Genomic DNA, 12,404 nt, shown 5'->3' on the forward strand with positions numbered 1-12,404 from the left:
TGTAGCTTCCTTATAATGTCGTGTTGTCCATAAGAGTATTAAATTCCTCGAGTGAAATATTCCCCTTTGCGTATTCTTCTAAAATTTTCAACGTTTTGGAATGAAGCGCTATTCCCTCTATTGCATGGGTGCTGATGGCTGATTCAACGGCTTCACGGCGTTTTTTCAATTCTTCTTCTGTCATCGATAAAAGATTTTCTCTGTTTTCTGTTTCTTTGGTTTTCACGCATTTTTCCTTTTATTTGCAATCGTTTCTTTAAAAGAGCCTTTGGCAGCCGGTGTGATCTTCCTTTAGTCCCCTCCAAAGATGTTTCGTTGTTTGAAGGGATCGTAATAAATTTCTGTGACTTTAAATTTTCCTTCAATCCGTTTGCATTGGATGATGATATCAATCATTGAAATCAACAGTCCTCGAATATCATCACGCTCTAAATCACCACCGCCTTCACTTTCTTTGACCAAAAGGGTCATCTGCTCAAAGGCTGCAAGGGCTGTTGAGGCATGAACCGTTGTAATGGAGCCTGGATGACCTGAATTGACATTGCGGATATAATAAAAGGCTGTACCATCTCGAAGTTCTTGCAAAAGAATACGATCAGGACGCATCCGTAAAGATGATTCAAGCAACTCTTTGGGGCCAACGGAGGCTAAGCCTTGTCCATCTTTTGAATAGAACATTGAGACATGGTTAGGGTGTGGTATCACCAATTCTTGTGTGTCTTCGATGGTGATAATACGCTCTTCTTGAGGGATTTTTGCGATTAATGCTTTTGATAATGTTGTTTTACCCGAACCGGTTTTTCCCGCAATTAAAATATTTTTTTGGCATTCTACAGCTTGATTTAAAAAGGAGACAAAGTCTTTATTACAGTAGGCATGAGCTAAGTTATGCTCGATGATTTTGAGTTCGTTAAAACGAGAATGATAGTCATGCAAGGGCGTGAAAGATACCCGTTCACATAGCGAGAAGAGGCCCTTATTTGCGAGCTCTTCGAGAGAAAAACTCTGCGATGACGGTTTACGAATTGTCATACTAATCGTGTCTTTTTCGACAGCGGGCGGAATGACAATTTGAATACGCTCATTGCCTGGTAGCGTTGCAGATAATATTGGGTTTTTGTCCGATATGTTTTGCTTGGAATAGGATGCGACAACTTTCGCAATCCCCATAAGCTCATTAAAAGAGAGAGCCGGAGCTTCTATTGTTTTCCATCCATCAAACCCTTCAGTCATTACTTGATAGGGACGATTGATAACAATTTCAAAGAGACTATCATCTTTCAAAAAAGTACTGATGGGTTCAAGTTTTGTGAGAACAATCGCAACGGTTTCATCGCTCATGGTATGTAAGTTTGAGTTCATTCTAAAGTTACCGCCGAATTTTTGTAAAAGTTTCTTGAAACAGCTCGATTGATAATCTGTTTTTTGTTTTCGATGACTTTCAATTTATAAACGCTGGAAAAATCTAAATCGCGGGCAACAAAGATATTCACCATTTCCCCTTGGTTTTTGGATAATGTGGGAGGAATATTGGCGTAATTTTCTACGAGAATGTTTGCGATGTTTTGTCCTGAAGAGACTGTTTCAGTTTCTTCTTTTTCCTGTTTTTTTGATAAACGTTTATTGGCATAGTGTGTTACATCTTTTATTAGTGATACAAGAAGCGCAGACCCAATCCTCTCAAGCCAATGGTTATCAATATCTCCATCCATACCAGAACGCCCTAAAGCATCCGTTGCCGGTGAAGCTAAGGATATAATGATACCATTGGGGGTTTTTGCTCTATTCCATAGTACAAAGAGACGTGTTTGGCCTTTTTTCAATCCGGCGCGATATTCACCAACAATTTGGGTGCCTTTATCAAGAAGGACAACACGACCATTGTCTGATAAGATATCTCTGGAAACAATACAACTGGCAAAACCTTGTTGATCACTGTTGATGGCTGTTTCTAAAATACAAGGGATAGACGTTCCCATCGCGATGATGTAGTTTCGATTGCCAAGGGTTGAAGCACGAATACCTTCAAGCACTGTGGGTTTAAGAAGATGATTAAAACGTTGTGTTATTTCATCAGGTTTGCTTTCAAGTTGGTGAGGCAAAACACCATTATTTGTTTGTGAATTTATTTTGCCTTGTTGTGTACTTGCATAAGCTAATACAGGAGCACGTTGTGCTGCTTCCAGCAGTGAGTTATCAGAATTTAATTGATTGATGTTTGGTGTTGGTAGCTCGACTTTTGGTAATAGAGCGTTATTTCGTTGAGGCTGTTCAAAGGGGGGAGGGGTAGGCTTTGCAGGGCGAAAAAGCTCTGTTTGTTTTATAACGTTTCCTTCTTTTGAAGATTCAATTGGTTGTTTTTTGTCTGTAACAAGTGTTGAATAGGCTAAATAAAGACAGACACTGAAAAGAATAATAAGAGCAATAGCTTTCCCCACATTGTTCTGTTGACTTTTCCCTTGAGCATTTTTTATTGTATCGCGATCATTAATGCTTTTTTCATCCACGGTGTTATTCATGGCTGCTTCCTAGGTTCATTTTACGTTGTACAGATGGTGATGTCGTACCTGTTTCAGGATTAATTCCTTCTGGTACGAACCTTTTATTAAAGATGCACAATACTTCATTCCCACGTCGTAACGTGAATTGTGCACCTGTTGCATGAACAATAACTTTGTTGCCTTTAATTGATTTGGGAATAAGCGCTTCTTGCCCATCAGGCGATACAATGTAAATGGCAGGGATTTCAATGTTGCCTAAAAAGATAAAGGTTGTTGTTTTCCCATTATCATAGACAGAAGCGGGTTCAATAAGGGAAGAGCCTTGGGCTTCATAAGCCCAATTGCGTGGTCCAAAATCTTCATGGATATTTAAAATATCATTGACAAAGTTTTCTTCACGTTGTTTTTCTTTTTCTGCTTCGGCTAATTTCTTACGTAATGCTTCATCTTCTGGGTAACGAAACTTTACCAAGAAATACGTCTCATTGCCGGCTGAAACATCACCTTCACGGACTTGTAGCTCGAATTGATAAGAGCGTTGTGTTCCATCTTGGCGGCTTGTGACAATTTGTAAATTGGTCACAGGTTGGACTTCACGTGGTTTGAGAAAAACAAAGTGTCCAGCCGGAGCAACTTGCCAAGCAACCGAATTTCCAATTCCTACATAGGTTACTTCTTCATCAACGGCAAATTCTAGTTGAACCGAAGAGCGAATGGAGCCAATGATTTGTACGACGTTGTAGGGGTCATAATTGACAAATCTGATGCGGTTATCTTTACGTGCACTGACAGGCGCTGTTTCTGCAAGTGAGAGAACTGTGTGAAAGCTGAGAGTGATCGTAAAAATTAAAGAGATTGTTTGTAAAAGTCTGATCATTTTATCACCTCTGGATCAGATCTATATTCCGATACTTGAAAACCAAGAGGGTTGATAAGACGATCAGACGTTGAAATGTGTGCGTTCACGTAGGAAAAATTTAAGATTGAAATCCAATGGGAAATATTTTCTTTTTCATTAAAGTCTCTGATCGTTTTATAGTAACGAACTTGGATAAGATCTTTGCTTATAAAAGAGATTGATTTGATTGTGACCGTAGCAATCATGTTATGATAAATATTTTGCGGACTTTCTGGATTATTGCCCGCGTACCATTTTGCAAAACGGTTTTGTTCTTTTGGAGAAGATAAAAGAGAAACTAAGCGAAAATTGTTTTCTGCTTCGGATGCTTGAAAACCTTCACGAGCACGAACATATTGGCTGGCAAAATAACGCGTTATCGCTTCATCATAGTCGTTAGGGGATTCTTTTAGGGCGCTTACAGTATCAATAATGCCTGTTGAGTTATCAACGCGGATAACAAAAGGCTCTACTGTTTTCAAAGGCGTCAAAGCTGCGACAGCTAAAGCCAGCGCAATCGTCATCAATCCCAAAAGCACTGTTAAAGCCATGGAAATTTTCATCCGCACGCGCATGCTATGCATGCGATCAATGTCAAATGAGCGCGCTTCTTTTATATATTCTTCAAGGGCATCACTTTTCACGCATAACCTCCACTTTTTTATCAGATCGTGCTTCATGAATAACCGGCTTTAATAAAGCTGGATTGAGTGCCAAATTGGCTGTTACCTTTTCACTTTCCAAAGTATTGAGAATGATGGGAGTGGTAACAGGCTTTACGCTCTTTTCTGAGTGGACAACGTTTTTATTGTCCCAATTCCACTTATCTTTATTTAAAGCACGTGTATGTTTGCCATTACAGCGTGGTGGTTTTTTAGGGCCACTCAAAGAGGCACAACCAGTAAGAGCGATTGTTAGGACCATAACAAAAGTTATTTTTCGTTTCATTTTTTGAACTCACAAATATCTTGGAATACAATGCATGAGAGCCTTTATTCTGAACATTTTTACAAATTTATATGATGCAAGATTTTGATTGGTTTTGTTGTAAGACCCAAGATGCTAGATCTTTCATGGAAAAAGATCATGGTGCGTGCGCCAAAGGGCGCACGCAAGGCAAAAACAAAAATGCTTATTCTTTTAAAGAGGTGCTTTATCTTAAAATCGACCACGTCCACCTCCGGATCTTCCTGCTTTTGCCGCCGCACCTGCCGCACCTTTACCGGCAGCTCCTGAGATTTGTAAAGTGGCACTTTTTATTGCATTCCCACTCGCTCTTGCACTATTGGCAAGCATTGTGAAAACCTGTCCTCCTGAAGAGACAGCAGTGTTAAAGTATGGTCCGCCAGAGGCCAGCGCTGTTGCAATACCGGGAAGCGCACGGAAGATAATAACCCCTATGATCGAAATGACGATGACAGGGGGGAAAAGAACATAGATTGATTCATATGAAACTTTGAGAACCTGTAGGATAACTTGACATATAATGGTTCCAAGCATGATCACGAGAACTTGTAAAATGGTAAAATTGATCAAAGTTGTAATCCATGCATCGGAGTATTTTCGCGTTGCATTGAACAAATACAAACTAATGAATAGAGGACCAAGACCTATAATCATGACGAGTGCAACTTGTGCAAACATTTGCACAATAAAACCACCTATACAAAAAAGAATAACCGCGAGAAGCATGATAGAACCAAGAAGACCCACAATGATCTTTTCAAAAAACCAAGCATTGTATAAGACTTCTTGATAGCGCGAACTTGCCTTTAACAAAATATAATCAAAAACATTGGAGCTTGCAGGATTGCTGTTAAGCGCATTCCCAATAGCGTTGGATAAATCTTTGAAGAAAATATCCTTGACGTAAGTATTAAATGTATCCGCATTCGTTGCCATTGTTGTAACAACAACGATTTTAACAACATTATTGAGAAGACTATGCATGGAAAGCGCAACGCGACCTGTCATAACATTATAGCCATAAAGAAAGATAAAAATGATTGCAGCGAGATTTAAGGGCGCTGAAATAGCAGAAGATAGCCCACTCACCGTTGTGTCCATCACATTATCTAAGGGTTTTAAAATATACCCAGAAACGCTTTCAAAGGGAGAAAAACTAAAGTCTGACATTTGTATTCGTACTTTCAAGTTTTTCTTTTAATTGTTTTTCTTTTTCTTTTAATTGTGCCTCAAGATGTTTATGCTTTTGTTGTTCCTTTTCTTCACGTAATTCATCTTTTGTTTTCGTATCTCTTGCTTGAATCATATCGAGAGACTGAAGTTTTAAAGAACTTACTTGAAGATCTGCTTGAAGAAGAGAAAGCTTTACTTGAATCTCTTGTCGAAGGGTTTGCAATTCTTCGGGTTTTGTGTCTGGTTTTGATTTAATATTTTCAAGTTGATTACTTATTTCTTTAATTTTTTTTGCAGTATCTGTTGCAGTCTTATAAATGGTTTCAGCTGTTTCTGATTTTGCAGCATCTAATTTTTGTGTGTTCTCGAGTGCTTGTTTATAATATTCCTCCGCATCGGGTGTCGTTTGTGATATTGCATGAGAAATAAAAGAAAAAGATAACAGTGTAACTAAGCCATATTTTTTCATTGATTTTTTCTCCTTTGATAAAATATGGGCAGCCATTTGTCAGGGTCAGCTCCATATTCGTTGATAATTTCATTCATGAGTTCAATGTTTTTTGTTGTGCCGCTTAAAACGGCGATCTCATCATTCATTCCACGTAAGTTAAGTTCTGCAACAACGGAACTTTGCCCCTGTTTGACGAGAAAACGACGGGATTCTCTGCTTAATTCTGACTGTATCAGTTCAAATTCACGCTCAGTAAGTTTGAAAGCTTCGACATAATCATTATAATTTGCTTTTTGATTTGGAAAAAATATTTGAGTGGGGCACTGCTCAATAATTGTGTGCGCGATTGTTGAGTTCAAAGCGTCTTTAGGGCTTTGTGTTGCAAAGAGCATCATGCCATTTTGTTTACGGATTGTTTTTAGCCGATCTTGAGCAAAAGCTTTGAATGAATCATCTTCCAAAGCTTTCCAGAATTCATCAACGACAATAATGATGCGCCGCCCATCAATCAAATCAAGAATGCGGTGAAAGAGATACATCATTAAGGGACGCCGAATTTCTTCATTGTCTAAGAAATCGGTCATGTCATATCCAATGAATTGCGCATTTAAATTGAGATCATCTTGATCATTATCAAAAACCCATCCTAAATCATTGCCTCTAATCCAGCGTTGCAGCCGTATGGCAATCCCTTCTTTGGATGTGTTGTCAAAAAACAGTTGAAGTGCACCAAGAGAGCGCTGGGTTGGGGGTAAGTTTTCTAAGGAATCAATAGCTTTGGCGATATCTTGTCGCTCTTCTTCTGTTACGATTTGCCCTTCAGCGCTTACCAGCTTTAAGATCCAATTACGAAGAAAGATTTTATTTTTTTCGGTGTATTCCATGCCCTTTAAGGGAGCAATACCCGTGGGCTGCCCGTTTTTTAAAGGTTTGTATTTCCCTCCTCCAGCCCGTACAAAAATCTCTGCTCCTTGATCTTTATCAAAAAAAACCATTGTTGGATTGTGTTTTTGTAATTGTGCAAGAAGAAAATTAACAATCACTGTTTTACCGGATCCCGATGGACCACAAACAAACGTGTTTCCAAGATCGCCATAATGAAAATTAAAATAGTAAGGTGAACCAGCCTGTGTTTTTAGCAATGCGACAGCAGCTCCCCAAACATTATCTTTCAGTTTGCCAACGGGAAAAGAATGGAAAGGCGATAAAGCGGCAAAGTTTCTGCTAGTAATGGCGCCTGAACGCGCCCGATAGCTAAAGTTTCCAGGAAGCTGTGCCCACCATGCTGCTTCTAATCCTAAATCTTCTCTGGCAATCACCGCTCCTCCATTGGTTAAATGGGAACGTGCTTTTGATAAGTTTTCAGACAATATTTTGGGATGATCAGCAAAAACAGCTAAAGAAATGTGGTGTTCTCCCAAAACAAAACGGTTTGATTCTAAATCATCTAGCGCTTCATCTAGTGCATCGATTTGTGAGCTAGCACGATCAGCTGCATTGATCATTTGATTTTGTTTGCGGCTCATAATCGCACTGGCGGCTGCCTTACTTTTAAAGACAAAGGATTGTGTTAAAATGAATTCAAATGGCACCGTAAGCAGACCATCAGTCATACCTGGGCGTGTTTTAGAAGGATACTCTTTCCATCCAAACATGCCCACAAAGCGTTCATTGCTTTCATGGCGAATTTCGATAATTTCTTTCCCAAAAATAACACGATCCGAGTAAATTGTTGAAGCAATAGTTCCAAATGTGAGAGGAATACGCTCACGTCTTCCCCCTACCAGCTGGTGGAGAAATTCACTTTGTTCGGAAAATAAAAGTCCTTCATGTTCATAGATTGATAGCAGACGGACTTCATATTCTTCCAAACCTTGCATAAGATCTTGACTTAACTCTTCGAGTTTACGAATAGCTTCCTCATCGGGTTCAGATTGTGTTTTCTTCGCTTTGCTCAAGCGCTGAAAAAATGAAACCAGCTTTTCTGTTTTATCCGCTGCCGGATTCCAAAGCAGTGAAATAAACAAATCATTTCTATACAGTTCTTGTGAAACCATTTTCTTTTTATATTTTTCATCTAATGTTGTTGCAAAAGATGAAAGAAAATGACCTTCTGGGTATATCGTTTCACGGCGGCGGATGATGTGAGAATATAAAGCAAGCCGTTCGTCTGCGATATTTTTTAAAAGGGTGTTTAATTGGTTGTGTAAAGAATTTAATTGATCAATATCCGCAGTGTCAAAATTTATACCCTCAACAGCCAACACAACCATTAAACAACGTGAATTTAAAGCAACGACATGTTGGTTGATGTAGCGTATATAGGGAATATATTCTTCAGGCAAAGTTTCCCGTTTCATTATTGACATCTGTTTCACCGGCTTCGTTCCTTCAGCTTAGTTCCTTATAAGTGCGGATAAGGCGTAAAGGGGAGGTCGAACCTCCTCCCCATCTGTTGAGGTTTTTTTGTTTTCCTCGGGTATTGAGCCATGCAAATAATACGCGAAATTGGTTGTGATCATACTTTGTCACTTCTCGCAAAATAAAGTGTATCCCAATCCCAAGACCAAACATGGTAAAATCACTGGTCAAAATGAAAAGAATGGATGTCGCCATGACATTAAGCGCCATCGCTTCCATTGTAACACCAGCAAACATGGCCGGTCGTGTACAGGCAAGGAAAAGAGTATCTTCGTTCATTTATGCTGTGCTCGCTAATTTACCGACGAGAGCGGGGGCACCAAAAACAATAGCAATTCCCAGAACACAGTAAGCTGCTTTGCGTAAATCAATAAAGCCGTACATCCAGCCAATCCCCACAGCAGCAACACATATAATAGCAATGAGCTTTGCCGTTGGACCCGTCATCATCGCAACAATGTTGCCTAAAACACCATCGAGCTTCCCGAAACCACCTCCATCAGCAGCTGCATAAGAAGGATCTGATACAAGCAATGCTGTAAAAAGCAGCATGGTCACGATAAAAATGATGTTTTGGAATCTATTATCTGTCATTTTACCTCTCTTTAACAAATAATATTTGTTCATATGTCGACATTCCATTGCCTCTAACAAACTGGAGAGTGTTGTCATTTGATGACAGTTTAATTCTCCTCATTTGTTTGTTTTTAAAGCCTTGATCGTGGATCTGTTCACTCTCAAGCTCTTCTTCTTAAAGAGACAGAAGTCTTTTCAAATTGAGATTGTGCTACATGAAAATGGCAATTTTAAGTTGTACTCGTTTGTAAAAACAACAATATTAAAACAATGCAAGAAGGAATATTATTCTTTACAAAGTGTAGTTAATATGCAACACAGATATTTGAATTTTTTCTTTAAAAACAAGGGGATTGCTGATAAATAATGTGAAAGGATAGAAAAACAATGAATTTTTTGAGCGAGCGTGTTAAGAAATGCTATTTAAATTGATTGTTATTGTTTACATTATGGGTTCCATAGTGTGGGGATTAAGCCAATATAAAGATAAAATGGATTTCAGCATTCTTAAGACATTTGAGACGCAAGATATACAAGATATTGTCGATCTCTATCGAGAAGAAAAAAAGTTGGGTAAATCTATCACCAAACAGCAATTAGAAAAAAATGAATCAGATCTCGATTTGCAGAAGAGTGTTTCATTAAACGATGTTGCAAATAATGCTGTTGTTTTTCATGGTAAGGCCTCTGTTACAAGTGGGGTTACATTTAAATTACTGACGCCTTCTGCACAATCTTGGCGATCACATATCATCCGTGATATTCATCTTTATGGTGTAGACACATGTGCACCCCGTCAAAAAGCAAGATTAAATGATCAAGAATGGCCCTGTGGTGTGGTTACAATGGCTTGGCTTGTCACCAAAACACTTGGGCAGGATTTATCCTGTAAACAGGCTTTGATGCACAATGGTGTTTATTATGCGCAATGTTTTGTTCAAGGGGTTGATTTAGCTGAGGCAGGTCTTACAGAAGGTATGTTGGTACTCTCAAAAGAGGGAAAAAATCCTATTCCAGCCCAGTATCATCATGCGGAAGAAAAAGCACGTGGCAACAAGATTGGTCTTTGGTCAAGTGATTTCACTGAACCTTTAAAATGGCGGAGAGATAATGGATCTTACAACCCCTTTGCAAGTCCGTGATTGGTTTTAACGAACATATTTACTTAAATCTTTATAGAGAAAGCTTTATCAATAAAATTGTACCAAACCATAGAGCAAATTTGAATAAACCGTGAGATTATTTTCGTTTATGAAGTAAATGGATGATACTTCCTTTTTCAGGGAGGTTTGCTCTCAAAATCGCTCTTCTATTTTTACTTATGTGTTTTATACAAGCAGGAAAACTTCATTGTTGGTGGCAAAGCATTTTTGAGTATTTGTGTTTGAAGGAGAAAGTGAGACGATAAAAAACGCTCAAGAAACGGATTTCTAGAGCGAAGTTGAAAAAGTAAAAAATGAACGGCCCCCAAAATGGGATAACGTTTGATATAACTGATAGAATATTTTACAATGCCTTAAAAGAATTCCTAGCAAAAGTTTTCTTCATCAGAATTTTATCTTCAGGATTGGATCACGTTTTTTACTTCTTTAAAAGTGATCAATCTGTTGCATTCCTTGAAAAGCTTTCATAATTATCTGCTTCTAAATTCAGATTTCTAAAAGATGGATGGATTTCAAGTAGACTCTACACGAAGAAATCTTCGTAAAAATGATTTGCCTTGTTGATTGTTTTCTATGTACCGTAAAACGTTTCTATTTAAGCATTCGATGGGGGAACAATAATCAACATACAAATAGGTAAAAAGAGCTCATACTTTTTTGTTATGGCTTTGTCACCCATTGATCGTGAGACTTAAGTATTATAATGCTCATAGGCTTTCTATAGGGCTAGGGGCGATGCTTATTGCAATGTAACTATTTGAAATTAGTTTGACAAAAGCATTAATGCGCCTTCTGATTTCGTCATTTGTGTTTAGTTTGGGCTCTTTCCTTCTCATTGTATTTTATGACAAACTCATATGATAGCTATTGTGAGCTCTTCTTTTCGTTATTTTACTCAGAGTGTTCACTTTGAAAGCAAGTCAGTGATAGTGAGGCTGTATTCTCATACAGTGTGAAAATTCAACCCTCATTTGGGGGGATGATATTAACAGATAAGATATTTAAAGAGGGATAAAATGAAAAAAAATTATTTTATTATGCACGGCTCTATTATTCGTCGTGGGGTGTGAAAAAAACTATAGCGTAGAAGATTTTAAAAAAGATGCAAAATTAAAAGAAGAATGGGGAATGAAGTGTTTTTTTTCAGGACAAGCTGTTAAGGAATCTAAAAACTGTCAAAATGTCTTACAAGCAGATACTGAAATGTTTTTCTCGCCAAAGCTTGATGTTAAAGACAGTGGTCATGCATCTCAACAGTAAAGTGTGATATAAAAATTCTAAAATAAAGAAGTTACGGCTCAACGAATGCTCGCTTCTTCAATTGTTATAGCGGAATTTTTTATCATTTTTCATCTTTCAGATGAGCTCCCTAAATCATATTCGCAATCCTATTGTTTGTTTCAACTTTATCAGATTGAGGATTATGATCATGAGAGAACTAGATACATTGTCTTATAGAAATATCTCTCAAGGTATCCAAGCCTATTTTGCGACGCTGTTCGTAAAGGGTATATAAAAAGCAAGTAAAATAAAATAGTTATGTCTAATATGGGGGAATAGGTGAATCTTGATTCTATTGAGTTTTTTTGCCTCTATCCCTCATCTTTTTGAAGCTTTTTTATCGCCTCTATAGCTAACCTTTTACGGTCTGCGCTCTTTGTGTAAAGAGATGCCATAGCATCATTTGTCCAGCCAAAGAGTGCTTTCAATTGTGATACTGTTGCACCAGAGTTAGCTGCGCGTGTTGCTGCTAATTTTCTTAATCCATGCGCCGATTTTTTAATTCCAGCAGCATTACAAGCGTCTCTAAATGTATCGCCAAAGCTTTCTTTGGAGAGTTTTTGATTAGTTTTACTACAGATGAATGTTTCTACTCCAATAGGACCAGCTTCAAGCGTTTTGGCTAATTCCGGTAAAATAGGTAGAAAGACATCTGTTTGGAATTTACTTTTCTCTGTCTTGAGATGAATAATATTGTCTTTGACATCTTTCCAGCCAATTCGTACCGCATCACCACGACGCAAGCCCGTATATAAAAGAACATCAATCCAGACACGTTCATGGGTACCATGATGCCATTTGTGATAATATTTCTCAACATCTTCTTCTGTCCAAACAGGAAAGCCGCTTTTATTTTTAAGAGGAGGTTTTTTGACGCCTAAAGTTGGATTATTTTCCAAAAGACCTTGATCAATTGCCCAATTAAAAAGTCCATTAAGGGCTTTCAGAAAGTTTCTAGCCATTGCTGGTGTTTC

14 protein-coding genes are annotated in these 12,404 nt (G+C 38.2%); 2 read left to right on the plus strand and 12 right to left on the minus strand.

Features of this window, described 5'->3' with window-relative positions; genetic code table 11:
* Positions 1-10: 10 nt before the first annotated feature.
* The 11 genes from ACFILA_RS07420 to ACFILA_RS07470 form a co-directional block, all read right to left on the minus strand.
* Entirely contained in the window at positions 11-184 is a 174-nt protein-coding gene (locus ACFILA_RS07420) for an antitoxin VbhA family protein (protein ID WP_375631348.1), read from the minus strand.
* Between the two features lie 107 nt (positions 185-291).
* A complete protein-coding gene (gene virB11 / locus ACFILA_RS07425; protein ID WP_273790955.1) occupies positions 292-1,362 on the minus strand; it encodes a P-type DNA transfer ATPase VirB11 in 1,071 nt (356 codons plus the stop codon).
* Entirely contained in the window at positions 1,359-2,519 is a 1,161-nt protein-coding gene (virB10, locus tag ACFILA_RS07430) for a type IV secretion system protein VirB10 (protein WP_375631334.1), read from the minus strand. Before virB10 ends, virB11 begins: the two co-directional genes overlap by 4 nt.
* A complete protein-coding gene (gene virB9 / locus ACFILA_RS07435; RefSeq protein WP_375660912.1) occupies positions 2,512-3,378 on the minus strand; it encodes a P-type conjugative transfer protein VirB9 in 867 nt (288 codons plus the stop codon). Before virB9 ends, virB10 begins: the two co-directional genes overlap by 8 nt.
* Positions 3,375-4,079, minus strand: a complete 705-nt coding sequence (locus tag ACFILA_RS07440) for a virB8 family protein (RefSeq protein WP_273790958.1) — start codon at positions 4,077-4,079, stop codon at positions 3,375-3,377. The genes virB9 and ACFILA_RS07440 overlap by 4 nt, the downstream gene beginning before the upstream one ends.
* Positions 4,033-4,347 carry a type IV secretion system protein VirB7 gene (locus ACFILA_RS07445; RefSeq protein WP_375660913.1) on the minus strand — a complete coding sequence of 105 codons (315 nt, stop codon included), beginning with the start codon at positions 4,345-4,347 and terminating at the stop codon, positions 4,033-4,035. The genes ACFILA_RS07440 and ACFILA_RS07445 overlap by 47 nt, the downstream gene beginning before the upstream one ends.
* 210 nt (positions 4,348-4,557) lie before the next feature.
* Positions 4,558-5,535 (minus strand): type IV secretion system protein, encoded by a 978-nt coding sequence (locus ACFILA_RS07450; protein ID WP_273790982.1) that lies wholly within the window; start codon positions 5,533-5,535, stop codon positions 4,558-4,560.
* Positions 5,522-6,007, minus strand: a complete 486-nt coding sequence (locus tag ACFILA_RS07455) for a type IV secretion system protein VirB5 (protein ID WP_375660914.1) — start codon at positions 6,005-6,007, stop codon at positions 5,522-5,524. Before ACFILA_RS07455 ends, ACFILA_RS07450 begins: the two co-directional genes overlap by 14 nt.
* The gene (locus ACFILA_RS07460; protein WP_273790961.1) at positions 6,004-8,358 is read right to left on the minus strand and encodes a VirB4 family type IV secretion/conjugal transfer ATPase; all 2,355 of its coding nucleotides are present in this window, start codon (positions 8,356-8,358) and stop codon (positions 6,004-6,006) included. The genes ACFILA_RS07455 and ACFILA_RS07460 overlap by 4 nt, the downstream gene beginning before the upstream one ends.
* 22 nt (positions 8,359-8,380) lie before the next feature.
* Positions 8,381-8,689 (minus strand): type IV secretion system protein VirB3, encoded by a 309-nt coding sequence (locus ACFILA_RS07465; RefSeq protein ID WP_273723684.1) that lies wholly within the window; start codon positions 8,687-8,689, stop codon positions 8,381-8,383.
* Positions 8,690-9,004 carry a TrbC/VirB2 family protein gene (locus ACFILA_RS07470; RefSeq protein WP_375631336.1) on the minus strand — a complete coding sequence of 105 codons (315 nt, stop codon included), beginning with the start codon at positions 9,002-9,004 and terminating at the stop codon, positions 8,690-8,692.
* A gap of 398 nt (positions 9,005-9,402) precedes the next feature.
* Between ACFILA_RS07470 and ACFILA_RS07475 the strand changes: the two genes are divergently transcribed.
* Together ACFILA_RS07475 and ACFILA_RS07480 are read left to right on the plus strand one after the other, a co-directional pair.
* Positions 9,403-10,128 carry a hypothetical protein gene (locus ACFILA_RS07475; RefSeq protein ID WP_273790963.1) on the plus strand — a complete coding sequence of 242 codons (726 nt, stop codon included), beginning with the start codon at positions 9,403-9,405 and terminating at the stop codon, positions 10,126-10,128.
* 1,050 nt (positions 10,129-11,178) lie between these two features.
* Entirely contained in the window at positions 11,179-11,409 is a 231-nt protein-coding gene (locus tag ACFILA_RS07480) for an EexN family lipoprotein (RefSeq protein ID WP_375660916.1), read from the plus strand.
* Between the two features lie 332 nt (positions 11,410-11,741).
* On the opposite strand, the gene ACFILA_RS07485 is transcribed toward ACFILA_RS07480, so the two are convergent.
* A partial coding sequence (locus ACFILA_RS07485) for a tyrosine-type recombinase/integrase (RefSeq protein WP_375660915.1) occupies positions 11,742-12,404 on the minus strand: 663 nt, incomplete at its 5' end.

The organism is Bartonella sp. CL71SXKL (assembly GCF_042194935.1).
GTDB lineage: Bacteria > Pseudomonadota > Alphaproteobacteria > Rhizobiales > Rhizobiaceae > Bartonella.